The 22,299-nt window shown below is 74.0% G+C and carries 23 protein-coding genes and 1 tRNA gene; 16 read left to right on the top strand and 8 right to left on the bottom strand.

What is annotated here, in order from left to right:
* Positions 1–57: 57 nt before the first annotated feature.
* Positions 58–846 (top strand): enoyl-CoA hydratase-related protein, encoded by a 789-nt coding sequence (locus tag ACI6QG_RS17670; RefSeq protein ID WP_407025909.1) that lies wholly within the window; start codon positions 58–60, stop codon positions 844–846.
* Here ACI6QG_RS17670 and ACI6QG_RS17665 read toward each other — a convergent pair.
* Entirely contained in the window at positions 837–1,316 is a 480-nt protein-coding gene (locus ACI6QG_RS17665) for a nucleoside 2-deoxyribosyltransferase (protein WP_407025908.1), read from the bottom strand. The genes ACI6QG_RS17670 and ACI6QG_RS17665 overlap by 10 nt on opposite strands.
* Positions 1,317–1,365: 49 nt before the next feature.
* Here ACI6QG_RS17665 and ACI6QG_RS17660 point away from each other — a divergent pair, with 49 nt between their 5' ends.
* From ACI6QG_RS17660 to ACI6QG_RS17635, 6 genes are read left to right on the top strand one after another with little or no spacing between them, the layout of a single operon-like run.
* The gene (locus ACI6QG_RS17660) at positions 1,366–2,154 is read left to right on the top strand and encodes an alpha/beta hydrolase (RefSeq protein ID WP_407025907.1); all 789 of its coding nucleotides are present in this window, start codon (positions 1,366–1,368) and stop codon (positions 2,152–2,154) included.
* A 32-nt stretch (positions 2,155–2,186) separates the two neighbouring features.
* A complete protein-coding gene (locus tag ACI6QG_RS17655) occupies positions 2,187–3,377 on the top strand; it encodes an ABC transporter substrate-binding protein (RefSeq protein WP_407025906.1) in 1,191 nt (396 codons plus the stop codon).
* Between the two features lie 4 nt (positions 3,378–3,381).
* The gene (locus ACI6QG_RS17650; protein ID WP_407025905.1) at positions 3,382–4,302 is read left to right on the top strand and encodes a branched-chain amino acid ABC transporter permease; all 921 of its coding nucleotides are present in this window, start codon (positions 3,382–3,384) and stop codon (positions 4,300–4,302) included.
* Positions 4,302–5,222 (top strand): branched-chain amino acid ABC transporter permease, encoded by a 921-nt coding sequence (locus ACI6QG_RS17645; RefSeq protein ID WP_407025904.1) that lies wholly within the window; start codon positions 4,302–4,304, stop codon positions 5,220–5,222. The genes ACI6QG_RS17650 and ACI6QG_RS17645 overlap by 1 nt, the downstream gene beginning before the upstream one ends.
* The gene (locus ACI6QG_RS17640) at positions 5,219–5,968 is read left to right on the top strand and encodes an ABC transporter ATP-binding protein (RefSeq protein ID WP_407025903.1); all 750 of its coding nucleotides are present in this window, start codon (positions 5,219–5,221) and stop codon (positions 5,966–5,968) included. Before ACI6QG_RS17645 ends, ACI6QG_RS17640 begins: the two co-directional genes overlap by 4 nt.
* A complete protein-coding gene (locus tag ACI6QG_RS17635) occupies positions 5,965–6,669 on the top strand; it encodes an ABC transporter ATP-binding protein (protein ID WP_407025902.1) in 705 nt (234 codons plus the stop codon). Before ACI6QG_RS17640 ends, ACI6QG_RS17635 begins: the two co-directional genes overlap by 4 nt.
* 66 nt (positions 6,670–6,735) lie before the next feature.
* On the opposite strand, the gene ACI6QG_RS17630 is transcribed toward ACI6QG_RS17635, so the two are convergent.
* Positions 6,736–7,638 carry a LysR family transcriptional regulator gene (locus ACI6QG_RS17630; RefSeq protein WP_407025901.1) on the bottom strand — a complete coding sequence of 301 codons (903 nt, stop codon included), beginning with the start codon at positions 7,636–7,638 and terminating at the stop codon, positions 6,736–6,738.
* Between the two features lie 159 nt (positions 7,639–7,797).
* On the opposite strand from ACI6QG_RS17630, the gene ycaC reads away from it, so the two are divergent.
* From ycaC to ACI6QG_RS17610, 4 genes are all read left to right on the top strand, one after another.
* Positions 7,798–8,439 (top strand): isochorismate family cysteine hydrolase YcaC, encoded by a 642-nt coding sequence (ycaC, locus tag ACI6QG_RS17625; protein WP_407025900.1) that lies wholly within the window; start codon positions 7,798–7,800, stop codon positions 8,437–8,439.
* 199 nt (positions 8,440–8,638) lie between these two features.
* Positions 8,639–9,268: an NAD(P)H:quinone oxidoreductase gene (wrbA, locus tag ACI6QG_RS17620; protein WP_407025899.1), complete on the top strand. Its 630-nt coding sequence runs from the start codon at positions 8,639–8,641 to the stop codon at positions 9,266–9,268.
* Positions 9,269–9,301: 33 nt separating this feature from the next.
* On the top strand, positions 9,302–10,291 hold the full coding sequence (locus tag ACI6QG_RS17615; protein WP_407025898.1) for a ring-cleaving dioxygenase: 990 nt from the start codon (positions 9,302–9,304) through the stop codon (positions 10,289–10,291).
* Positions 10,292–10,301: 10 nt separating this feature from the next.
* Positions 10,302–11,282 carry a glutathione S-transferase family protein gene (locus ACI6QG_RS17610; protein WP_407025897.1) on the top strand — a complete coding sequence of 327 codons (981 nt, stop codon included), beginning with the start codon at positions 10,302–10,304 and terminating at the stop codon, positions 11,280–11,282.
* Positions 11,283–11,297: 15 nt separating this feature from the next.
* Here the strand turns inward: ACI6QG_RS17610 and ACI6QG_RS17605 are convergent.
* Positions 11,298–11,374 (bottom strand) — tRNA-Arg (locus tag ACI6QG_RS17605).
* A 41-nt stretch (positions 11,375–11,415) separates the two neighbouring features.
* Positions 11,416–11,925 carry a ferritin-like domain-containing protein gene (locus ACI6QG_RS17600; protein WP_407025896.1) on the bottom strand — a complete coding sequence of 170 codons (510 nt, stop codon included), beginning with the start codon at positions 11,923–11,925 and terminating at the stop codon, positions 11,416–11,418.
* Positions 11,926–12,006: 81 nt separating this feature from the next.
* Here ACI6QG_RS17600 and ACI6QG_RS17595 point away from each other — a divergent pair, with 81 nt between their 5' ends.
* Together ACI6QG_RS17595 and ACI6QG_RS17590 are read left to right on the top strand one after the other, a co-directional pair.
* Positions 12,007–14,808 (top strand): ATP-dependent DNA helicase, encoded by a 2,802-nt coding sequence (locus ACI6QG_RS17595; protein WP_407025895.1) that lies wholly within the window; start codon positions 12,007–12,009, stop codon positions 14,806–14,808.
* Positions 14,805–15,227 carry a tellurite resistance TerB family protein gene (locus tag ACI6QG_RS17590; protein WP_407025894.1) on the top strand — a complete coding sequence of 141 codons (423 nt, stop codon included), beginning with the start codon at positions 14,805–14,807 and terminating at the stop codon, positions 15,225–15,227. Before ACI6QG_RS17595 ends, ACI6QG_RS17590 begins: the two co-directional genes overlap by 4 nt.
* On the opposite strand, the gene ACI6QG_RS17585 is transcribed toward ACI6QG_RS17590, so the two are convergent.
* Genes ACI6QG_RS17585 through ACI6QG_RS17570 form a run of 4 tightly spaced genes read right to left on the bottom strand, consistent with a single transcriptional unit; the run spans position 15,212 to position 19,052 of the window.
* Entirely contained in the window at positions 15,212–16,354 is a 1,143-nt protein-coding gene (locus tag ACI6QG_RS17585; RefSeq protein WP_407025893.1) for an amidohydrolase, read from the bottom strand. The genes ACI6QG_RS17590 and ACI6QG_RS17585 overlap by 16 nt on opposite strands.
* A 13-nt stretch (positions 16,355–16,367) precedes the next feature.
* On the bottom strand, positions 16,368–16,991 hold the full coding sequence (locus ACI6QG_RS17580) for a DUF1345 domain-containing protein (protein ID WP_407025892.1): 624 nt from the start codon (positions 16,989–16,991) through the stop codon (positions 16,368–16,370).
* Between the two features lie 13 nt (positions 16,992–17,004).
* Positions 17,005–17,955, bottom strand: coding sequence for a threonine ammonia-lyase (locus tag ACI6QG_RS17575; RefSeq protein WP_407025891.1), 951 nt, complete (start codon positions 17,953–17,955; stop codon positions 17,005–17,007).
* Complete coding sequence (locus tag ACI6QG_RS17570; RefSeq protein ID WP_407025890.1) at positions 17,952–19,052, bottom strand: NAD(P)/FAD-dependent oxidoreductase; 1,101 nt, start codon at positions 19,050–19,052, stop codon at positions 17,952–17,954. The genes ACI6QG_RS17575 and ACI6QG_RS17570 overlap by 4 nt, the downstream gene beginning before the upstream one ends.
* A 112-nt stretch (positions 19,053–19,164) precedes the next feature.
* Between ACI6QG_RS17570 and ACI6QG_RS17565 the strand changes: the two genes are divergently transcribed.
* Genes ACI6QG_RS17565 through ACI6QG_RS17555 form a run of 3 tightly spaced genes read left to right on the top strand, consistent with a single transcriptional unit; the run spans position 19,165 to position 22,299 of the window.
* Positions 19,165–20,511 carry an ABC transporter substrate-binding protein gene (locus tag ACI6QG_RS17565; RefSeq protein ID WP_407025889.1) on the top strand — a complete coding sequence of 449 codons (1,347 nt, stop codon included), beginning with the start codon at positions 19,165–19,167 and terminating at the stop codon, positions 20,509–20,511.
* Between the two features lie 22 nt (positions 20,512–20,533).
* Positions 20,534–21,448 carry a carbohydrate ABC transporter permease gene (locus ACI6QG_RS17560; RefSeq protein WP_407025888.1) on the top strand — a complete coding sequence of 305 codons (915 nt, stop codon included), beginning with the start codon at positions 20,534–20,536 and terminating at the stop codon, positions 21,446–21,448.
* Entirely contained in the window at positions 21,445–22,299 is an 855-nt protein-coding gene (locus ACI6QG_RS17555; RefSeq protein ID WP_407025887.1) for a carbohydrate ABC transporter permease, read from the top strand. Before ACI6QG_RS17560 ends, ACI6QG_RS17555 begins: the two co-directional genes overlap by 4 nt.

Here is a 22,299-nt window from a genome sequence, read left to right as displayed (position 1 = left end):
AAGGGCCGGCGGCAACGGCGGCTTCCGCCGCGCCGCGCCCCGGGCGATGCTGCCGGCATGGAAACGCCCCTGCTGCTGGCCGTGGATTCCCGCGGCGTCGCCACCGCCACCCTCAACCGCCCCTCCCTGGGCAACGCCTACCATGGCGAGATGCTCCAGGCCCTCATCACGGGCCTGGAGCGGCTGGCGGCCGACACGGCGGTGCGCGCCCTGGTGATCCGCGGCGCGGGGCGGCACTTCCAGGCCGGGGCGGACATCCACTGGCTGTCCGCCGCCGCCGTCGCGCCGCCGGAACAGGCCTTCGCCGCCTCCCTGCTGACCACCCGCGCCATGCAGCGGCTGAACGAGTTCCCCAAGCCCTCCTTCGCCGTCATCCACGGAGCCTGCTTCGGCGGCGGCACCGGCATCGCCTGCTGCGTGGACGTGGCGCTGGCCACCACCACCGCCGCCTTCGGCATCACCGAGGTGCGGGTGGGCGTGGCCCCCACCCCCATCTCCACCCACATGGTCCACGCCATGGGGCTGCGCCACGCCCGCCGCTACGCCATCACCGGCGAGCGCTTCGACGCCGAGGAAGCCCGCCGCATCGGCCTGGTGCACGAGGTCCACCCGCCCGAGGCCATCGAGGCGCGGCTGGACCACATCCTGCGCGAGACGCTGCGCTCCTCGCCGGCCGGCATCGCCGCCACCAAGCGCTCGCTGCTGGAATCCAACGGCCTGGCGCTGAGCGAGCGCGACGTCACCCAGCTGGCGAACGAGAGCTGGATGGCCCGCGCCGGCGCCGAGGGCCGCGAGGGGCTGGCCGCCTTCCGCGAGAAGCGCCGCCCCGCCTGGGATCACAGCTGACGCAGCGCCGCCTCCAGCGGCGCCGGGTCGCGCCAGGGGTCGGCGGCGGCCAGGCGCACCAGCGCGCCGCCGGTGGCGGCGATGGCGCCTTCCAGCATCAGGTTCTCCGCCAGGGCGAAATCCTCCACCGCCATGCCGTGCGGGCAGGTGCCCACGCGCTCCCTCAACGCGCGGGGGTCGGCGGTGAAGCCGCGCACCGGCAGGCCCAGGGCGCGGGCGAAGCCCAACTCGTACACCGTGCCGGGGTCGGCGCCGGTGCCGCGGAAGGGGGACAGGTTGGCCACCAGCGCGTCGCAGCGCCGGATCATGGATTCGCAGCGCGCGGCGATGCTGCGCCAGTCCTCCGGCCCGTCCTCATCCAGCGGGAAGACGCCCTGGTGGCCCAGCCGGGCGCACAGCGCCTTCTTGGCCGCGCCCACGGCGCGGGCGTCGGGCAGGAAGACCTCGGGGCCGGCCAGGTAGATGCGCATGGCGGGGAGTCTTGCCGCCCGCGCCCCGCCGGGCAAGGCTGCCGCCGCGATGGACCCGGAAGCCGAGTACAACAACCGCGCGCGGGTGCCGGGCAGCGGCGCCATCATCGCCGGCTGGGCCGGGCGCGCCGCCGCCTTCCGCGCGCGGCGCCCGCCGGAGGTGCTGGCCTACGGCCCCGGCCCGCGCGAGGCGATGGACCTATTCCTGCCCGACGGCCCGCCGCGCGGCGCTGCGCTGCTGGTCCATGGCGGCTACTGGCAGGCGCTGGGGCGCGAATGGGGCTCGCACTGGGCCGGCGGGCTGCTGGCGCACGGGGTGGCGGTGGCGCTGCCCTCCCACGACCTCTGCCCCGGCGCGACGCTGGCGGGCATCGGCGCGCAGCTGGAGGCGGCGGCCGGCGCGCTGCACCGCAGGCTGGGGATGCCGCTGCTGGCCACCGGGCATTCGGCGGGCGGGCACCTGGCAGCCTGCCTGCTGGCGCGGATGCCCTGCGTGGCGGCGGCGCTGCCCATCTCGGGCGTGTTCTTCCTGGAGCCGCTGCTGGACACCTCGGTCAACCGCGCATTGGGGCTGGACGCCGCGGCGGCGCGCGCCGCCTCGCCCGCCCTGTGGCCGGCGCCGTGCAAGCCGCTGCACGCCGCGGTGGGCGGCGCCGAGAGCAACGAGTTCCTGCGCCAGAGCCGCGAGTTCGCCGCCGCCTGGGACGGCACCTGGGAAGCGCTGCCCGGGCTGGACCACTTCACCGTGCTGGAGCCGCTGGAAGACCCGGCGCACCCGCTGGTGCGGCGCGCCGCGATGCTTGCATGGCAGGCATGCGCTGGTCTACGAATTGCTTGAACCTTGAAACATCCGGCCTCCGGGAGAGCCCCATGACCCAGCCGACCACGTCCCGCCGCGCGCTGCTGGGGGCCGCCGCCGCCCTGCCGCTGGCCGCGCCCGCCATTGCCCAGGCGGCGCCCATCCGGGTCGGGCTGGTGGTGGTGCTGACGGGGCCGCAGGCCTCGCTGGGCACGCAGATGCGCGACGGCTGGGCGCTGGGGATGCGCCACCTGAACAACCAGTTCGGCGGCCGCGCGGTGGAGACCATCGTCATCGACGACGAGCTGCGCCCCGACGTGGCCGTGACCAAGGTGCGCGCCGCGCTGGAGCGCGACCGGGTGGACGTGGTGGCCGGCGTGGTGTTCTCCAACATCCTCGCCGCCATCATGCGCCCGGTGACGGAGGCGAACACCTTCCTGATTTCCGCCAATGCCGGGCCGTCCACCTTCGCCGGGCGCGGCTGCAGCCCGTTCTTCTTCTGCGCCTCCTACAACAACGACCAGGTGCACGCCGCCACCGGCCAGGCGGCGCAGGATGCCGGGCACCGGCGCGTGTTCCTGCTCACCCCCAACTACCAGGCCGGGCGCGACGCCTTCGCCGGCTTCAAGTCCCGCTTCCGCGGCGAGGTGGTGGACGAGGTCTTCGTGCCGCTGACCCAGCTGGACTTCTCGGCCGAGCTGGCGCGCATTGCCTCCCTGCGGCCCGACGCCGTGTTCACCTTCATGCCGGGCGGGCTGGGGGTGAACCTGGTGCGGCAGTACCGCCAGGCCGGGCTGGCCAACATCCCCTTCCTGTCCTCCTTCACGGTGGACGAGAGCACGCTGCCCGCGCAGGGCGAGGCCGCGCTGGGCTTCCAGTCCGGCACCAACTGGACGCCCGACCTGCCCAACGAGCCCAACCGCCGCTTCGTCGAGGACTTCGTGCGGGAGTTCAGCTACGTCCCCGCCTCCTACGCCGCGCATGCCTACGATACCGCGCGGCTGCTGGATTCCGCGGTGCGCCGGGTGGCGGGCAACCTGGGCGACAAGAACGCCATGCGCGCGGCGCTGGCGGCGGCGGAGTTCCAGAGCCTGCGCGGCGCCTTCCGCTTCGGCGCCAACCAGTTCCCCGTGCAGGACTTCTATCTGGCCCGCGTCGGCCGCCGCCCGGACGGCCGCTTCCAGACCGAGATGCAGCGACGGGTGATGGAGGCGAACGTGGACCCCTGGGCGGGCGAGTGCCGGATGCCCGCGCGCATCTGAGGCGATGAGCACGACGCTGCTGCTGGTGCAGGCCCTGAACGGCCTGCAGTTCGGCATCCTGCTGTTCCTGGTGGCGGCCGGGCTGACGCTGGTGTTCGGCGTGATGGACTTCATCAACCTGGCGCACGGCGTGCAGTACATGGTCGGCGCCTACCTGGGCGCGGTGCTGGCGGCCTGGACCGGCTCGTTCTGGGGCGGGCTGCTGCTGGCGCTGCCGGCGGCGCTGCTGCTGGGGCTGCTGCTGGAATGGCTGGTGTTCCGGCACCTGTATGCGCGCGACCACCTGTCCCAGGTGCTGGCCACCTTCGGCGTCATCCTGTTCCTGAACCAGGGGGTGAAGTTCCTGTTCGGCGCCGCCCCGCTGCAGATGCCGGTGCCGGAGGCGCTGTCGGGCGGCGTGCGCCTGATGGAAGGGCTGCTGTATCCCACCTACCGCCTCGCCATCCTGCTGGCCGGGCTGGCGACGGCGGGGCTGCTGTGGCTGCTGGTGGAGAAGACGCGCGCCGGCATGCTGGTGCGCGCGGGCGCCACCAACGCCCCCATGGTCTCGGCGCTGGGGGTGAACGTGGACCGGCTGTTCATGCTGGTGTTCGGCTTCGGCGCCATGCTGGCGGGCTTCGCCGGCGTGATGGCCGCGCCCATCCTGTCCGTCGAGCCGGGGATGGGCGACAACCTGCTGATCCTGGCCTTCGTGGTCATCGTCATCGGCGGCATCGGCTCGGTGCGCGGCGCCTTCATCGCGGCGCTGCTGGTGGGGCTGGTGGAGACGCTGGGCCGCTCCCTGGTGCCCGACCTGCTGCGGCTGGTGCTGGACGCCTCGGCGGCGCGGCAGGCGGGGGCGGCGCTGGCCTCCATGCTGGTCTACGTGGTGATGGCGCTGATCCTCGCCGTGAAGCCCGCGGGGCTGTTCCCGGTGCGGCGCTGATGCGCTGGCGCGACGCCTGGCTGCCCCTGCTGGTGTTCGCCGCGCTGGCCGTCGCCCCCTTCGCCGGCTTCGGCCAGGGCTGGGTGATGACGCTGCTGGCGCGGGCGATGATCTTCGGCATGGCCGCCATCTCGCTCTCGCTGCTGGTGGGGGGCGCGGGGCTGGTCTCGCTCGGGCACGCGGCGATGCTGGGGGTGGGCGCCTACGTGGTGGTGGTGCTGGACCACGCGCGCATCGCCGACGCCGCGCTGGTGGTGCCGCTGGCGGTGGCCGGCGCGGCGCTGTTCGCGCTGCTGACCGGCGCGGTGGCGCTGCGCACCTCGGGCGTGCACTTCATCATGATCACCCTGGCCTTCGGGCAGATGGCGTTCTTCACCGCCTCCTCGCTGGCGCTCTACGGCGGGGATGACGGCTACACCCTCTACAACCGGCTGGAGGTCGCGGGCTCGCGCTGGCTGGAGGGGCGGCTGGCCTTCCACTTCACCTGCCTGGGGCTGCTGGCGGGCACCTGGTGGCTGGTGCACACCCTGCTGGGCAGCCGCTTCGGCCGCGTGCTGCGCGCCGCCCAGCAGAACGAGGTCCGCGCCCAGGCGGTGGGGTTCCGGCCCTATCCCTACCGCCTGGTGGCCTATGTCATCGCCGGGGCCATCGGCGGGCTGGCCGGGGTGCTGCTGACCCAGGCCACCGAGTTCGTGGCGCCCGCCTACCTGGCGTGGCAGCGCTCGGGCGACCTGCTGTTCATGGTGATCCTGGGCGGGCTGGCGGGGCCGCACGGCGCCCTGGTCGGCGCCCTGGCCTTCGTGCTCATCGAGGAGTGGCTGGCCCACCTGACGGAGCACTGGCGGATGATCTTCGGCCCGCTGCTGATCCTGTGCGTGTTCTTCCTGCGCGGCGGGCTGGTGGGGGTGCTGCGGCGATGAGCGCGCTGCTGGAACTGCGCGCCCTGCGCAAGAGCTTCGGCGGGCTGGCGGTGACGCAGGACGTCTCGCTCACCCTCGCCCGGGGCGAGATCCACGCGCTGATCGGCCCCAACGGCGCCGGCAAGACCACGCTGGTGCACCAGGTCTCCGGCACGCTGCGCCCCGATGCCGGGCAGGTGGTCTTCGCGGGCGAGGACGTGACGGCGCTGGACCTGGCGCAGCGCGCCCGCCGCGGCCTGGCGCGGTCCTTCCAGATCACCTGCGTGCTGCCGGGCTTCTCCGCGCTGGAGAACGTGGCCCTGGCGGTGCAGGCGCGCGCCGGCTCCTCCTTCCGCTTCTTCCGCGCCGCGCGCGACGAGGCGGCGCTGAACGCGCGGGCCATGGCCGCGCTGGAGGAGATGGGCCTGGGCGCCCGCGCCCAGGTGCCCGCAGCCGCGCTGAGCCACGGCGAGAAGCGCCAGCTGGAACTCGCCATCGCGCTGGCGATGGAGCCGCGCGTGCTGCTGCTGGACGAGCCCCTGGCCGGCACCGGGGCGGAGGAGGCGGAGCGCCTGGTGCGCATCCTCACCGCCATCAAGCCGCGCTACGGCATCCTGCTGATCGAGCACGACATGCCCGCGGTCTTCGCCCTGGCCGATCGCATCTCGGTGCTGGCGCAGGGGCGCGTCATCGCCGCCGGCACGCCGGAGGAGATCCGCGCCGACCCGCAGGTGCGCGCCGCCTACCTGGGGGATGACGACGAGTGACGCTGGAGGTCGAGGCCCTCGCCGCCGCCTACGGTCCCGCGCCGGCCCTGGCCGACGTGGCGCTCTCGGTCGGCGAGGGCGAGGTGGTGACGCTGCTGGGCCGCAACGGCATGGGCAAGACCACCACGGTGCGCGCCATCATGGGGCTGCTGCCTTCCGTGGGCGGGCGCGTCACCGGCGGGCGCCTCGCCTTCGGCGGCGCGGCGCTGGGCGGCCGCCCGCCGCACGCCGTGGCGCGGCTGGGGCTGGGGCTGGTGCCAGAGGGGCGGCAGGTCTTCCCCACGCTGAGCGTGCGCGAGAACCTGGTGGCCACCGCCCGCCCCGGCCCGTGGGACCTGCGGGCGGTGTACGGCCTGTTCCCCCGGCTGGAGGAGCGCGCCGCCAACCTGGGCCGCAACCTGTCGGGCGGCGAGCAGCAGATGCTGGCGGTGGGCCGGGCGCTGATGACCAACCCCCGCCTGCTCATCCTCGACGAGGCGACGGAGGGGCTGGCGCCGCTGGTCCGCGCCGAGATCTGGGCCTGCCTGGAGCGGCTGAAGCGCGAGGGGCAGTCCATCCTGCTGATCGACAAGAACCTGTCCCACGTGCTGCGCCTGGCCGACCGCCACGTCATCCTGGAGAAGGGCCGCACGGTCTGGAGCGGCGACAGCGCGGCGCTGGCCGCGGCGCCGGAGCTGCGGGAACGCTTCCTGCACGTGTGACCGGCGCCATCGGGCCCGCGCCCTGGTGGGGGCGACGCTGGCCGCGGTGCCGCCGCCCGGCGCGCCTCACCCGCCCCGGCCCGTCAGCCGGGCGGTGACCCAGCGCCCGGCCGGCCCCGGCGGGTCGGCGCGAAGAAAGATGAGCGAGAGCGGCATGCTCCGGGTTTCCGGGCGGCGGTTGCCCAGCCGCAGCACGACCAGCCGCCCGGCGTCCAGGTCGTCCTGCACCAGTTCCTTCGGCATGAAGCCCCAACCCAGGCCGGCCCGCAGCAACGCGTGCTTGGCGCCCAGGTCGGCGGTCCGGATGGAGCGGCGGGACAGCACGGCGAAGTCCCGGCCCTCCGTCCGGCGGCTGCGGTCGGTCAGCACGACCTGCACCTGCTCGCGCAGCGCGGCGTCCGGCAGCGGGCGCCGCGCCCCGGCCAGGGGGTGGGCCGGGGCGGCCACCGGCTCCACCGCCACCTCCTCCGGCAGCGGCAGGTGCTCCAGCTCGGGCGGGATGTCGGGCAGCGAGCCCTGCACGCCCAGCCGGCAGGCGCCGGACAGCACCATCTGCGGCACGCTGCCCAGCGCCTCCACCCGCAGGTCCAGCGCGACGCCGGGGAACTCCGCCTGGAAGCCGGCCACCAACTCCACCAGCGCGCGGGTGGGGAACATGATGTCCACCACGATGGACAGCTCGGCCTCCAGCCCCTCGGCCAGCCCCTTGGCGCGCGCCTTGAGGTCGTCCGCCTTGGCGAGGATGGCGCGCGCATCGGCGATCAGCGCCCGGCCGCCCTCCGTCAGCCGGGGCCGCCAGTCGCCGCGGTCGAACAGGGGGATCCGCAGCGCCGCCTCCAAATTGGCGATGGCGTAGCTGACGGCGGATTGCGCGCGGCCCAGGCGGCGCGCCGCGGCGGAGAAGCTGCCGGCATCCACCACGGCCACCAGGATGCGCAGCTGGTCCAGGGTCAGGGCATCGATCATCATCAGCTCGGTTGATGGAGATGACCGACTTTATATCACTTCTTCCGGGAGAGGCGGACCCCTAGCTTGCAGGCAGCGCGGTGGTCCCGCCGGGCCGGTCGTCCTCCAGACGATCCGCCGGGCCGGGCCACCACCCCAACCCGAGCGACAAGGAGCCGCGACATGGCCGACCTCTACAACCGCCTTTCCGGGGACAACGCCGCCGTGCTGCTGGTGGACCACCAGACCGGCCTGATCTCCGGCCTGGTGCGCGACCACACGCCCGACGAGTTCGCGCAGAATGTCGGCGCCCTGGCCGACACCGCCCGGTTCTTTGACCTGCCGGTGGTGATGACCACCAGCTTCGAGAACGGCCCCAACGGCCCCATCCTGCCCGAGCTGCGGGAGAAGTTCCCGGACGCGCCGCTGATCGCCCGCCCGGGCCAGATCAACGCGTGGGACAACGAGGAGTTCGTGAAGGCGGTGGAGGCGACGGGCCGCAGGCAGCTCATCATCGCCGGCGTGGTGACGGAGGTCTGCGTCGCCTTCCCCGCGCTGGCCGCGGTGAAGGCCGGCTACGAGGTCTTCGTGGTGACCGATGCCTCGGGCACCTTCAGCCCGGCGGTGCGCGACGCTGCCTGGCACCGGATGGCGCAGGCCGGCGTCCAGCTGGTGAGCTGGTTCGCCGTGGCGGGCGAGCTGCAGCGCGACTGGCGCCACGACGCCGAGGGCTTCGGCAAGCTCATCGCCGGCCACCTGCCGGGCTACCAGAACGTCATCGGCACCTACATGGCCGGCCAGCGCGCCGGGCAGGCCGCCGGGTAAAGGGACGGCGGGGAGCGGGGGCGGCGCGCCTCCCCTCCCCGCCCGCTTCATCAGCTTTCCCGATGAAGACCATCAAGACGTTATCGCTTCCGCAGATGCACCGCGCGCCCCATATCCCACCGCAGGAGCTGCGGACCGGACCCTCGCCCCAGCCGGGCACCCCGGTCGCCGCCGCCCCGAACCCGAGCAGAGGCCACCCATGACCAAGATCGCCATCCTCTACTACAGCAGCACCGGCAACACCCATCAGATGGCCCGCGCGGTCGAGGAAGGCGCGCGCTCCGCCGGCGCCGAGACGCGGCTGCACAAGGTGCCCGAGCTGGCGCCGCCCGCCGCCATCGCCAGCAACCCCGCCTGGCAGGCCCATGTGGACGCCACGCGCGACGTGCCGGTCGCCACGCTGGACGACCTGGAGTGGGCCGACGGCTACATCCTGGGCACCCCGACGCGCTTCGGCCTGCCGGCCGCCCAGGTGAAGCAGTTCATCGACACCGCCGGCGGGCTGTGGGCGCGCGGCGCCCTGGCCAACAAGGCGGCCGCGGTGTTCGGCGGCGCCGGCAACGTCAATGGCGGCCAGGAGGCGACGCTGCTGGCGCTGCAGAACGTGTTCTACCACTGGGGCTCGGTCATCGTGCCGGTGGGCTACACCGACCCGCTGCTCTACGCGGCCGGCGGCAACCCCTACGGCGTCAGCTTCACCGATGCCGGCGGCGCCCCGCAGCCGGAGGAGAAGCTGGCCGCCGCCCGCTACCTGGGCGCGCGCGTCGCCCGCTACGCCGGCGTCATCGCCCGCAACATGGCGGAGCTGGCCCCCGCCAAGCCCGGCTGACCCCGCGGCGACCAGACGGAAAGGAAAGCGACCATGTCCGAGCAGCAGCGCACCGACCCCGCCGGGGCCACCACGGAGGCCCCCCGGCTGGGCGGCCTCCACCACCTCACCGCCATCACCGCGCGGGCGGCCGGCAACCTGCGCTTCTGCACGCAGATTCTGGGCCTGCGCCTGGTGAAGAAGACGGTGAACCAGGACGACACCACCGCCTACCACCTGTTCTACGCCGATGGCGCGGCCACGCCGGGCACCGACCTCACCTTCTTCGACTGGCCGGCGCCGCCCGAGCGGCGCGGCACGCGCAGCATCGCGCGCACCGGCCTGCGCGTCGGCAGCGCGGAAAGCCTGCACTGGTGGGCCGGCCGGCTGCGGGCCGAGGGCGTCGCCGTGTCCGAGGTGGCGGAGCGCGCCGGCCACCTCTCGCTCGACTTCGAGGACCCGGAGGGCCAGCGCTTCCGCCTGCTCGACGACGGCGGTGCCGGCGAGGCGCATCCGTGGGAGCGCAGCCCGGTGCCCGCCGCGCACCAGATCCGCGGCCTGGGCCCGGTCACCCTCAGCGTGCCCGACCTGCGGCCGACCGCGGCGGTGCTGACCACCGTGCTCGGCATGCGCGCCGAGCGCGAGCACGCTTCCGCCGACGGTCCGGTGCACGTCTTCGCCATGGGCCCGGGCGGGCCGGCCGCCGAGGTGCACGTCGTGGTGCAGCCGCAGCTGCCGGCGGCGCGGGAGGGCGCGGGCGGCGTCCATCACGTCGCGTTCCGCGCCGCCGACGCGGCGGAGCTGCGTGCCTGGGCGGAACGCGTGGCCGGCTTCGGCCTGCGCTCCAGCGGCGAGGTGGAGCGCTACTACTTCCGCTCGCTCTACTTCCGCGAGCCCAACGGCATCCTGTTCGAGATCGCCACCGACGGCCCCGGCTTCGCCGTGGACGAGCCGATGGAGACGCTGGGCGAGCGGCTGGCGCTGCCGCCCTTCCTCGAGCCGCGGCGCGCTGCCATCGAGGCCGGGCTGAAGCCGCTGGATTGAGGAGGACGCGATGGGGTTGCTGATCGACGGCACCTGGCACGACCAGTGGTACGACACCCGCGAGACCGGCGGGCGCTTCGTGCGCAAGGAAAGCCAGTTCCGCGACTGGGTGACGCCGGACGGCGCGCCGGGGCCGACCGGCGCAGCCGGCTTCCCGGCCGAGGCCGGGCGCTACCACCTCTACGTCTCGCTGGCCTGCCCCTGGGCCCACCGCACGCTGATCTTCCGCGCCCTGAAGGGGCTGGAGGGCATGGTCGGCGTCTCGGTGGTGCACTGGCGCATGCTGGAGCAGGGCTGGACCTTCGAGGACGGGCCGGGGGTGGTGCCCGACACCGTGAACGGCGCGCGGGTGCTGCACGAGGTCTACACCGCGGCCGCCCCCGGCTACACCGGCCGGGTGACGGTGCCGGTGCTGTGGGACAAGGCCGCGCGGCGCATCGTCAACAACGAATCCGCCGACATCGTCCGCATGTTCAACGGCGCCTTCGACGGCCTCGGCGCCCGCCCGGGCGACTTCTTCCCCGAGGCGCTGCGCGGCGAGATCGAGGCCCTGAACGAGCGCATCTACGCCACCGTCAACAACGGGGTGTACCGCGCCGGCTTCGCCACCACGCAGGCGGCCTACGAGGAAGCGGTCGGCCCGCTGTTCGAGACGCTGGACTGGCTGGAGGCGCGGCTGGCGACGCGACGCTACCTGTGCGGCGAGCGGCTGACCGAGGCGGACTGGCGCCTGTTCACCACGCTGCTGCGCTTCGACGCGGTCTATGCCGGCCACTTCAAGTGCAACATCCGGCGGCTGGTGGACTACCCCCGCCTCTGGGCCTGGACGCGCGAGCTGTACCAGGTGCCCGGCGTCGCCGGGACCGTGGATTTCGGCCACATCAAGCGCCACTATTACGAGAGCCACCGCACCATCAACCCGAGCGGCGTGGTGCCGGCCGGGCCGGCCCTGGACTTCGCGGCGCCGCATGGGCGGGACCGGGTGGGGTGACGGGATTCTGGGAGCTGGTGTCCCCGGCGGGATTCGAACCCACGGCCCCAGGATTAGGAATCCTGTGCTCTATCCTGCTGAGCTACGGAGACGCCGGGGCAGCGCTTACCACGCCGCCCCGGCGCCGTCCAAGTCAGATGCCGGCGGTCTGGCCCGCCGCCTCGCGCCGGGCGTATTCCAGCGTGGTCTTCTCGATCACGGCGCCGATCATCTCCGCCGTCTTCTCCTCCTCGGCCAGGCTCTCGCGCAGCAGGGGGATGGCCTGGCTGTCGCCGGCCTCCTCCGCCAGCGCGATGAGGGAGCGGTAGGCGGCGATCTCGAAGTGCTCGAAGGCGTAGTTGGCGAAGGTGTTCTTCAGGATCTCGTCCTGCATCGGGGCGTGGGCCAGGGCGGCCAGGTTGCCGCTCAGGCTGGTCATGAAGTCCTTCAGCATGGAATGGCTGGTGCCGTGCCGCTCCAGGATGGCTTCCAGCCGCTTCTGCTGCGCCTCGCTCTCCGCCAGGTGGGTGCGGATCATCATCGCGTGGTCGGGGTAGTTCTCGATGCGCTCCAGCTGGCGGGACAGCAGCTGGATGGCCTGGGCCTCCAGCGCATGGGCGTTCTTCAGGCCGGTCAGGTAGGTGTCGTGCAGGCTGTTGGCCACGTCGGGGCTCCATGAAAGGGAATGGTGCCGCCGCAACGCCCGTCTGGACGCATCGGTTGGCCCGGCGCACAAGACAAGAACATGTCGCCCTCCTCCCCACGCCTGCTGCTGCCGGAAGGCCCCGCCCTGGTGGCCGGATTCGGCCGCGCCACCGTGCTGACGGCGGATGGCGAGGTGCTGGCGATGACGGCGCGCGAGGCCGCCGCCTTCCTGGCCGAGAACCCGCCTCCCCTGCTGGTCCATGCCCCCGCCGCCGCCCGCCGGCTGGACATCCCGCCGCTGGATGGCGCGCTGGACCTGCTGGAGCTGTTCGCCTTCGCCTGCCCGGCCGAGCCCGCCCCGCCCACCCCGCGCGGCCTGGCCCTGGTTCTGGGCCTGCCCCTGCCGGCGGATGACGAGGCCGCCGCCGCCCTGCTGCCGGAGATCACGGTCACCCTGCTGCGCCGCCTGGCCGGGCAGGCCGGCACGGAGGCCGGGCGCGGCGCGGCCGCCATCGCCGCCCACCTGCGCGACGCCGCGCAATGGCCCTGGGCGGAGGCTGTGCTGGCCGCCCTGGCGCAGCCCGGGCTGAAGGCGGGGCGCGACGCGCTGAAGGCCTGGCGCCGCCTGCCGGAATGGGAGGAGACGCCCCCGCCCCCGCCCCCCTCCTCCCACGCCGTCGAGCCCGCGGAGGCCCGCCGCCGCCTGGCCGAGATGCTGGGCCCGGGCGCCGAGCAGCGCCCGCAGCAGGCCGACTACGCCTCCGCCGCCGCCGCCGCCTTCGCCCCGCGCGAGGCCGAGGGCGAGCCCCGCATGGTGCTGGCCGAGGCCGGCACCGGCACCGGCAAGACGCTGGGCTACATCGCGCCTGCCTCCCTGTGGGCGGAAAGGAACGGCGCGCCAGTCTGGCTCTCCACCTTCACCCGCAACCTCCAGCGCCAGCTGGACCACGAGCTGCACCGCCTCTACCCCGACCCGGAGGAACGGCGGCAGCGCATTGCCGTGCGCAAGGGCCGCGAGAACTACCTCTGCCTGCTGAACTTCGAGGAAAGCCTGGGCCGGTCGGGCATGCGCGACATGGCGCTGCCCATCGCCCTGGTGGCGCGCTGGGCCGGCGCGACGCGCGACGGCGACATCGTCGGCGGCGACTTCCCGGGCTGGCTGCTGGAGCTCTCGCCCCCCGGCGCGCTGGGAGGCTTCGCCGACCGGCGTGGCGAGTGCATCCGCTCGGCCTGCGCGCACTACAGGAAGTGCTTCGTCGAGCACTCGATCCGCCGCGCCCGCACCGCGCGGCTGGTGGTGGCCAACCACGCGCTGGTGATGGTGCAGGCGGCGCTGGGTGGCGGCGAGGACGGCCGCCCCACCCGCTACGTGTTCGACGAGGGACACCACATCTTCGACGCCGCGGACGGCGCCTTCTCCGCCGCCTTCACCGGCATCGAGGCGCTGGAGCTGCGGCGCTGGCTGCTGGGCAACGAGGGCGGGCGCTCGCGCGCCAAGGGCCTGCGCGCGCGCATCGAGGAGCTGGCCGGCGAGCTGCCGGAGCTGACGCCGCCGCTGGAGCTGGCGCTGAACACCGCGCGCGACGCGCTGCCCACCCCGGGCTGGTTCGGCCGCATCGGCGACGAGGCGCCGCTGGCCGGCAACCCGGGCGAGGCCTTCCTGCATGCCGCCCGCCGCCAGGTGCTGGCCCGCGCCCCGGAGGATGACGGCGTCTATTCCCTGGAGTGCGACCTGCACCCGGTGGGCGAGGCGCTGCTGGAGGCCGGGCGGGCGCTGGACGCCGCGCTGGACCTGCTGGAGCGCCCGCTGGCCCGCCTGCGCGACCTGCTGCAGGCCCGGCTGGAGGCCGAGGACCAGGAGGAGATGGACACCTCCGAGCGCATCCGCCTGGAAACCGCCATCCTGGGCATCGAGCGCCGGGCCCTGGCGCCGGTGAAGGCCTGGCGCGGCATGCTGGGCACCCTGACCGGCCCGGCGCCCGAGCCCGGCACCCGCCCGCTGATGGTGGACTGGCTGCAGCTGGACCGGCGCGAGGGCCGCGACTGGGACGCCGGCATGCACCGCCACTGGCTGGACCCCACCATCCCCTTCGCCCGCGTGGTCGCCGGCCCGGCGCACGGGCTGCTGGTCACCAGCGCGACCCTGACCGACAGCGCCAAGCGCGCCGACCCCGAGGCCGCGTGGCGCGAGGCGGAGGCGCGCACCGGCGCCTCCCACCTGCCGCTGCCGGCGGTGCGCGCCGCCCTGCCCTCGCCCTTCGACTACGCCGCCAACACCCGCGCCTTCGTGGTGACGGATGTGGACGTGAGGATGGCCGGCCAGACCAGCGCCGCCATCCGCGACCTGTTCCTGGCCGCCGGCGGCGGTGCGCTGGGCCTGTTCACCGCCATCCGCCGGCTGAGGGAGGTGGCGCGCCGCATCGGCCCGGCGCTGGAGGAGAAGGGCATCCCCCTCTACGCCCAGCACGTGGACGCGATGGACAACGCCACCCTGGTGGACGTGTTCCGCGCCGAGGAGGACAGCTGCCTGCTGGGCACGGATGCGATGCGCGACGGCGTGGACGTGCCCGGGCGCTCGCTGCGGCTGCTGGTGTTCGACCGCGTGCCCTGGCCGCGGCGGACCATCCTGCACCGCGAGCGCCGGCTGCACCTGAGCGGCGGGCAGCCGCAGGGGCTGGACGACGCCCATGCCCGCCACAAGCTGCGCCAGGCCTTCGGCCGCCTCGTGCGCCGCGCCGACGACCGCGGCGTCTTCGTGCTGCTGGACCGCGCGGCGCCCAGCCGCATCCTGGCCGCGCTGCCCGAGGGCGTGGCGGTGCGCCGCGTCGGCCTGGCCGAAGCCATCCGCGAAACCCGTTCCTTGCTGGAAGGTTATGCCCCGGCACATGGAGGAGAGACATGAACGCCATCCCTGACCGCCTGACGCCGCACGAGGCGCTGATCGGCGCCATGCTGTTCATGGCGGCCTCCGGCGCCCACGTGGACGACGCCGAAATCGGCAAGATGACGCGGCTGGTGCGCGAGCTGCCGGCCTTCGCCGGGGTGGACGCGCAGGAGGTGGCGGCCGCCACCGAGGCCTGCCTGCCCCTGCTGGCCGCCACCGACGGCGTGGACCGCGCCATCGACCTCATCCACGACGCCCTGCCCCCGCGCCTGCGCGAGACCGCCTACCTGCTGGCCTGCGAAATCGCCGCCGCCGATGGCGAGGCGACGCAGGAGGAGCTGGTCTTCCTCCAGCAGCTCCGCATCGGGCTGGAGCTGGACCGGCTGGTGGCCGGCGCCATCGAGCGCGCGGCGCGGGCGCGCTACCAGCTGGTCTGAACCTCCCGCCCGTGGCTGACGACGCGCAGCGGGGCGCGCGGCGACACCACGGCCTCGGCCAGGGTGGCGGCGTCCAGCAGCACGATGTCGGCCCGCGCCCCGGGCTCCAGGCCATAGGCGCCGAAGCCGCAGCCCCGCGCCGCCTCGGTGGTCACGGTGGCCAGCGCCCAGGCCACCTCCTCGTCGCGGCGCAGCTCGTGCTTCAGCCCCATCAGCCTGGCGCGCTCGCGCATGTCGGGCTGGCCGTAGGGCGCCCACATGTCGCGGATGTTGTCGTTGCCGGCGAACAGCGTCACGCCCAGCGCCCGCGCCCGCCGCAGCGGCGGCACCGGGCGGGACGGCGCGGCGGTGGAGCACAGCGCCACCCCGGCTTCGGCCAGCAGCGCCAGCAGCGCCTCGGCCCGCGCGGGCGGCACGTCGCCCAGGGCGAAGGCGTGGCTGACCACGACGCGCCCGGCCAGCCCCAGCGCCCGCGTGCGCTCCGCCACCAGCTCCAGCGCGAAGGCGCCCAGCTCGCCGGGCTCGTGCAGGTGGATGTCCACCGGGCGGCCATGGCGCTCGGCCAGGGCGAAGACGGCGTCCAGGTGGCGCACCGGGTCGCGATCCACCACGGAAGGGTCCATGCCGCCCACCGCGTCGCAGCCCAGGCGCAGCGCCTCCTCCAGCCATTCGCGGGCGCCGGGCGTGCGCAGGATGCCGTCCTGCGGAAAGGCGACCAGCTGGATCTCCAGCCGCCCGGCCAGGTGCTCCCGCAGCCGCAGCAGCGCCTCGACGTGGCGCAGCCGGCTCTCGCCGTCCACGTCCACGTGGGAGCGCAGGCGGGTGGTGCCGGCGCGCAGGTGCGCCTCGCACAGCGCCAGCCCCTCGCGGAACGGGTCCAGGCCCAGCGGGCCGCGCATCGCCTGCTCGTTGCGGATGCGGTCCTCGCGCTCGGGGCCGATGGCGTTGGGCCACCAGGGGCGTCCCCACAGCGTCTTGTCCAGGTGGCAATGGCCCTCCACGAAGCCGGGCAGCGCCAGCGGCGCCGGCCCCGCCGCCGCGCTGGGGGTGACGGCGGCGATGCGCGCCCCATCCAGGTGGAGGTCGGCGGGCGGGCCGCCCCAGGGGCGCACATGCGGGATGATCATGCGGCGGAGGCTGTCACTCCCCCGCGAGTCCCGCCAGCACGTTGACCCCCGCGGCCAGGATGACCGCGTTGAAGGCGAAGGCCACCAGCGAGTGCAGCGTCACGGCGCGGCGGATAGAGGTGGAGGTCGTCTCGGTGTCGCTGATCTGCGCCGAGGTGCCGATGGTGACCGCGACGTAGAGGAAGTCGCTGAACTCCGGCGTGCCGTCGCCGCCGGTGAAGCCCAGCCCCTGCTCGTGGTGCCAGTACTCGTGCGCGTATTCCTGCGCGAACAGCGCGTGGACGTGGCACCAGGACAGGGCGATGGCCACCACCGCCAGCACCCGCTCCCACGGGCGGGCGCCGCGGTCGCCCACCAGCTCCGCCACCAGCACCCCGGCGGCGACGGCGGCGGCCAGCAGCGCCGCCAGCAGCACGGTGCGCCGGCCCTCGGCCAGGGCGGCGGCGCGGTGGCGCATCTTCTCCGACGTGGCGCACCACAGGTGGCGCCACAGCAGGGCGCCGTGCGTCAGCACGTGGACGCACCAGCCGACCATCACCGCGTCCATGGTCCGCAGCACCGCCCAGGCGAGCAGGAAGGCCAGCCCCCCGGCGAGCGCGGCGTGCAGCAGGAAGCCGTGGGTCCAGATCTTGCTCATGCCCCCGCCAACGTCAGGCGGCGGCCAGGGCTTCCGCGAAGGTGGCGGGGTCCACGTTGCCGCCCGACAGGACCACCAGCGCCGGCCCCTCGCCCGGCGCCAGCCCGGCCAGCAGCGCCGCCAGCGCCACCGCCCCGCCGGGCTCCACCACCAGCTTCAGGTGGGTGAAGGCGAAGCGCATCGCCGCCTGCACCTGCGCCTTGCCCACCGCCAGCCCGCCCGCCACCCGCGGCGCGTTGACCGCGAAGGTGATCTCGCCCGGCGCGCGGGACAGCAGGGCGTCGCAATAGCCCTCCGCCGCGCCGTCATTGGCCAGGCGGCGGCCGGCGCGCAGCGAGCGGCCGTAGTCGTCCCAGCCTTCCGGCTCCACCGCCCACAGCCGCGCCGCCGGGGCCCGCCCCTCGGCCGCGAGGGCGGAGCCGGCCAGCAGCCCGCCGCCGCCGGTGCAGACCAGGATGTCGGCCGGGGCGGCCTCCATGTCCTCCAGCGCCTCCAGCACCGCGGTGCCCTGGCCGGCGATCACCGCCGGGTGGTCGAAGGGCGGGATGACCACGGCGCCGCGCCCGGCCGCCAGCCGCGCGGCGAGGGCGTCGCGGTCCACGCCGTGCCGGTCGAAGGGGTGGATCTCCGCGCCCCAGGCGCGCGTCGCCGCCACCTTCACCTGCGGCGCGTCGGCCGGCATGGCGACCAGGGCGGGGATGCCCAGCGCGGCGGCGGCGCAGGCCACCGCCTGGCCGTGGTTGCCGGAGGAATGCGTCACCACCGCCCGCGGGCGCTCCAGCAGCAGGGCGTTGGTGGCGCCGCGCAGCTTGAAGGAGCCGGTGGCCTGCAGCGGCTCCGGCTTCACCCAGACCGGGCGGCCGGCGGCCTGGTCCAGCGCGCGGTGGCGCAGCAGCGGCGTGCGGCGCACCCGCCCGGCGATGCGCGCCGCGGCGGCCTGGACCTCGGCGAAGCCGGGCGTCACGCGAAGCGCCCCGGGTCCACCAGCGGCACGGCGGCGGCGATGTCGGCGTCGGGCGCCTCGCCGCGCGCCAGGGCGGCCAGCAGGCGGCCGGCGGCCGGCGCGGTCTGGATGCCGTAGCCGCCCTGGCCGCACATCCACAGGAAGCCGCGCTCGCTGCCCTCGCCGATGCACAGCGAGCGGTCGGGGGCGAAGGTGCGCAGCCCGGCCCACTTGTGCTCCACCCGGCGCACCTCGATGTCCAGCGCCTGCTGCATGCGGTCCACCCCCACCGCCACGTCGTATTCGTCGGGCTGGGCGTCGGTGGCCTCGCTGTCCGTCTCGTCCGCCGGGGAGACCATCAGCTTGGCCCGCGCCTCGGGCCGCGCGTACCAGGAGTGCGCGACGTCGCCCACCAGCGGCCAGTCCCGCGCGTCGTAGGGCGCGGGGTCCAGGATGCAGGCGGTGCGGCGCTTGGGCTGCAGCCCCAGCGGGCGCACGCCGGCGTTGCGCGCCACCTCGTCGCCCCAGGCGCCGGCGGCGTTGACCAGGAGGGGCGCGCGGAACACCTCGCCGCCCGTGGTCTCGGCGCACCAGTCGCCGGCCTCGCGCCACACGCGGCCGGCGCGGCGGCGCAGCGCCAGCTCGCCGTTGCGGCGGGCGGCGCGCAGGAAGCCCTCGTGCAGGGCGGCCACGTCCATGTCGAAGGCGTCGCGCTCGATCAGCGCGGCCACGGCGTAGTCCTCGCGGATGGCGGGCACCAGGGCGCGCGCCTCGGCGACGCTGATCTCCGTCAGCCCCATGCCGACGCGGCGCATCATCGCCATCGCCTCCAGCTGCTCCGCGGGCGCGAGGGACAGGATGGCGCGCGGCTGCGCCAGCACCCCGAACCCCTCCGGCGGCGATTCGAAGAAGCCGCGCGAGGCGCCGGTGAGGATGCGGGTGTCGGTGTTGCCGTAGTTGAGGATCCAGATGGCCGCCGAGCGCCCGGTGGTGTGGTAGCCGGCGCTTTCCTCGGCCTCCAGGATGGCGGTGCGGTGGGTGGGGGCCAGGTGGGCGGCGGCGGTGGCGCCGGCCATGCCCGCGCCGATCACCAGCGCGTCGAAGCGGTGGGTGTCCATGCCGTCATCCTGCTGCGGCGCAGCGAGGGCGGCAAGGCGCTTGCGCCGCGCGCGCCGCGCTGCGTAGGCTTCGCGCAGCGGCGGCAGACCGCGATGCAGGAGGAGTTCCAGGATGGCAGACGCGACCCTGTCGCGCCGCGGCGTGCTCGCCGGCGGCGCGGCGATCACCGCCTTGCAGGCGCCCGCCGTGTTCGGCCAGGCCATGCCCACGCTGCGCTGCGCCTTCTGGGACCACTGGGTGCCCACCGGCAACGGCGCGCTGCGCGAGCTGTGCGGCCGCTGGGGCGAGCGCAACCGCGTCACCGTCTCGCTCGACTTCATCAACACCACCGGCAACCAGCTGCAGCTCACCGCCGCCGCGCAGGCGCAGAGCCGCTCGGGCCACGACATCATCTCGCTGGCGCCCTGGGATGTCGGCACCTACGCCGACCAGCTGGAGCCGGTGGACGACGTGATGGGCCGGCTGATCGCCAAGTACGGCGCCATCAACCCGGTGGCGGAGTTCCTGGGCAAGCAGCGGGGCTCCTGGCGCGCGGTCCCGGCCACCTCGGGCACGCAGAACAAGCCGGCGCTGTGCCGCTTCGACCTGCTGGAGCAGCACGCCGGGCTGGACGTGCGCGCGATGTGGCCAGCCGAGGACCGCCGCGGCCCCGGCGCCGACAACTGGACCTGGGACACCTTCCTGCGCGCCGCCGAGGCCTGCCACCGCGCGGGCGTGCCCTTCGGCCTGCCGATGGGCCAGTTCACCGACGCGGTGGACTGGGTGGGCGCGCTGTTCGCCTCCTACGGCGCGCGCGTGACCGACGAGCGCGGCAACCCCACCATCCGCGGCAACCAGGAGCTGCGGCAGGTGATGGACTACGCGGTGCGCCTGGCGCGCTTCCTGCCCAACGACGTCTGGGCCTGGGATGACGCGTCCAACAACCGCGCGCTGATCTCCGGCCGCTCGGCGCTGGTGTTCAACCCGCCTTCCGCCTGGGCGGTGGCCAAGCGCGACGCGCCGCAGGTGGCGGAGAAGTGCTGGACCATCCCGATGCCCGCCGGCCCGCGCGGCCGCTTCCTGGCCTACCTGCCCTGGAACAGCGCCATCTGGGCCTTCGGCCGGCAGAAGAACGCCGCCAAGCAGCTGCTGGAATTCCTGACGGAGCGCGAGAGCGCCGAGCTGACCACCCAGACCTCGCAGGGCTACGACATCCCGCCCTTCGCCAGCATGACCGACTTCCGCGTCTGGGCCAGCGAGGGGCCGCCGGTGGGCACCATCTACAACTACCCGCTGAAGCCGCACCACCAGGCGACGCCCTCCATCGCCTTCGCGCCCGCCCCGCCGGAACTGGCGACGCAGATGTACATCCAGGCGCTGAACACCAAGGTGATCGCCCGCGCCGCCCAGGGCGGCGAGACGGTCGAGCAGGCGCTGGCCTGGCTGGAGCGCGAGATCAACAACATGCGGCGCGGCTGAGGCGCGCATGGATGGCGGGGCGATGGCGGCGCCGCGCGCGGCGGCCGGCGCCGGCACGATGCGGCGGATGGCGCGGCGGAAATCCACCGTCGCCTTCCTGCTGACCCTGCCGCTGATCGCGGTGATCGGCGGGCTGGTCGCCTGGCCCGCCGCCTACGCCATCTACCTGTCCACGCTGAACCGTCGGATGACGGCCTTCATCGGGCTGGAGAACTTCGCCATCCTGCTGGAGAACGACACCTTCCGCGGCGTGATCTGGCAGTCCTGCTTCTTCGCCGTCACCGCCGTCATCCTCAAGGCGCTGATCGGCTTCTGGCTGGCGCACATGCTGCACCACATCCCCACCAAGGGGCAGCGCCTGTGGCGCGGCGTGCTGCTGGTGCCCTGGGTGATCCCGCCCGCGCTGTCCACCCTGGGGTGGTGGTGGATGTTCGAGCCCTCCTACTCCTCGCTCAACTGGCTGCTGGCCATCTTCGCGGTGCCGGCCGTGCCCTGGCTGGGCGAGCCGTGGTGGGCGCGCATCTCCGTCATCATGGTCAACGTGTGGTACGGCGCGCCCTTCTTCATGATCATGTACCTCGCCGCGCTGAAGTCGGTGCCCGAGCAGCTGTATGAGGCGGCCGACATCGACGGCGCCTCCTCCTGGCAGCGGCTGCGCTACGTCACCCTGCCGATGATGCGCAACATCATCTCCATCACCGTGCTGTTCAGCCTGATCGTCACCTTCGCCAACTACGACATCGTGCGCGTGCTCACCAATGGCGGGCCGCGCGACCTCACGCACGTCTTCGCCTCCTACGCCTTCCAGGTGGGCGTGCTGAGCGGCAACATCCCGCGCGGCGCGGCGGTGAGCCTGTTCATGTTCCCGCTGCTGGCCGTCATCGCTTTCTTCGTGCTGCGCGGCATCAACCAGCGCACGAAGGAGATCGGCGCGTGAGGATCGGCTCGCTGGCGGCGGAGCGGCGCTGGGCGCTGTGGAGCGCCTACGTCTCCCTCGTCATCGCCGCGGTGGTGATGCTGGCGCCGCCCTTCTACATGCTGGTCACCGCGCTCAAGACCAGCAGCGAGATCGCCGACCAGACGGGCAACCCCTGGATCGTGCTGAACCCGACGCTGGAGAACTTCGCCGCCATCATCGGCAACCCGATGTTCCGCGGCTTCTTCTGGAACTCCATCCAGGTGACGGTGCTGGTGGTGGCGCTTACCATGCTCATCTCGGTGCCCGCGGCCTTCGCGCTGTCGCGCATGCGCTTTTGGGGCTCGCAATGGCTGGCGACGGGGGTGTTCCTCACCTACCTGGTGCCGGACACGCTGCTGTTCATCCCGCTCTACCAGATCGTCGGCGGGCTGGGGCTGCTGAACTCCACCTGGGGGCTGGTGCTGGTCTATCCCACGCTGACCGTGCCCTTCTGCACCTGGATCATGATCGGCTACTTCGCCTCCATCCCCAAGGAGCTGGACGAGGCGGCGCTGATCGACGGCGCGGGCTGGCTGCAGATGCTGTGGCGCATCTTCATCCCGGTGGCGCTGCCGGGCATCATCGCCGCCACCATCTTCGCCTTCACCGTCTCATGGGCGGCCTTCGTCTATCCCACCGCCTTCATCACCCGGCCCGACGAGATGCCGCTGACCATCGGCGTCGTCTCCCAGCTCATCCGCGGCGACACCTTCGCCTGGGGGCAGCTGATGGCGGGCGCGCTGCTGGCGGCGCTGCCGCCGGTCGTCGTCTACGCCTTCCTGATGGACTACTACGTGGCCGGGCTGACCGCCGGCGCAACCAAGGGCTGA

Origin of the sequence: Sabulicella flocculans (assembly GCF_045449635.1) — a bacterium.
In the GTDB taxonomy this organism is placed as follows: domain Bacteria; phylum Pseudomonadota; class Alphaproteobacteria; order Acetobacterales; family Acetobacteraceae; genus Roseococcus.
The sequence above is the reverse complement of the archived record's forward strand: the minus strand, read 5'-3'. Positions and strand labels throughout refer to the sequence as shown.

Coding starts and splice junctions, on each gene's coding strand:
- ACI6QG_RS17570 (WP_407025890.1), bottom strand. CDS start 19,052: ATGGACACCCACCGCTTCGACGCGCTGGTGATCGGCGCGGGCATGGCC.
- ACI6QG_RS17610 (WP_407025897.1), top strand. CDS start 10,302: ATGGGGTTGCTGATCGACGGCACCTGGCACGACCAGTGGTACGACACC.
- ACI6QG_RS17590 (WP_407025894.1), top strand. CDS start 14,805: ATGAACGCCATCCCTGACCGCCTGACGCCGCACGAGGCGCTGATCGGC.
- ACI6QG_RS17670 (WP_407025909.1), top strand. CDS start 58: ATGGAAACGCCCCTGCTGCTGGCCGTGGATTCCCGCGGCGTCGCCACC.
- ACI6QG_RS17655 (WP_407025906.1), top strand. CDS start 2,187: ATGACCCAGCCGACCACGTCCCGCCGCGCGCTGCTGGGGGCCGCCGCC.
- ACI6QG_RS17640 (WP_407025903.1), top strand. CDS start 5,219: ATGAGCGCGCTGCTGGAACTGCGCGCCCTGCGCAAGAGCTTCGGCGGG.
- ACI6QG_RS17645 (WP_407025904.1), top strand. CDS start 4,302: ATGCGCTGGCGCGACGCCTGGCTGCCCCTGCTGGTGTTCGCCGCGCTG.
- ACI6QG_RS17565 (WP_407025889.1), top strand. CDS start 19,165: ATGGCAGACGCGACCCTGTCGCGCCGCGGCGTGCTCGCCGGCGGCGCG.
- wrbA (WP_407025899.1), top strand. CDS start 8,639: ATGACCAAGATCGCCATCCTCTACTACAGCAGCACCGGCAACACCCAT.
- ACI6QG_RS17665 (WP_407025908.1), bottom strand. CDS start 1,316: ATGCGCATCTACCTGGCCGGCCCCGAGGTCTTCCTGCCCGACGCCCGC.
- ACI6QG_RS17580 (WP_407025892.1), bottom strand. CDS start 16,991: ATGAGCAAGATCTGGACCCACGGCTTCCTGCTGCACGCCGCGCTCGCC.
- ycaC (WP_407025900.1), top strand. CDS start 7,798: ATGGCCGACCTCTACAACCGCCTTTCCGGGGACAACGCCGCCGTGCTG.
- ACI6QG_RS17585 (WP_407025893.1), bottom strand. CDS start 16,354: ATGATCATCCCGCATGTGCGCCCCTGGGGCGGCCCGCCCGCCGACCTC.
- ACI6QG_RS17615 (WP_407025898.1), top strand. CDS start 9,302: ATGTCCGAGCAGCAGCGCACCGACCCCGCCGGGGCCACCACGGAGGCC.
- ACI6QG_RS17560 (WP_407025888.1), top strand. CDS start 20,534: ATGGCGGCGCCGCGCGCGGCGGCCGGCGCCGGCACGATGCGGCGGATG.
- ACI6QG_RS17630 (WP_407025901.1), bottom strand. CDS start 7,638: ATGATGATCGATGCCCTGACCCTGGACCAGCTGCGCATCCTGGTGGCC.
- ACI6QG_RS17595 (WP_407025895.1), top strand. CDS start 12,007: ATGTCGCCCTCCTCCCCACGCCTGCTGCTGCCGGAAGGCCCCGCCCTG.
- ACI6QG_RS17650 (WP_407025905.1), top strand. CDS start 3,382: ATGAGCACGACGCTGCTGCTGGTGCAGGCCCTGAACGGCCTGCAGTTC.
- ACI6QG_RS17660 (WP_407025907.1), top strand. CDS start 1,366: ATGGACCCGGAAGCCGAGTACAACAACCGCGCGCGGGTGCCGGGCAGC.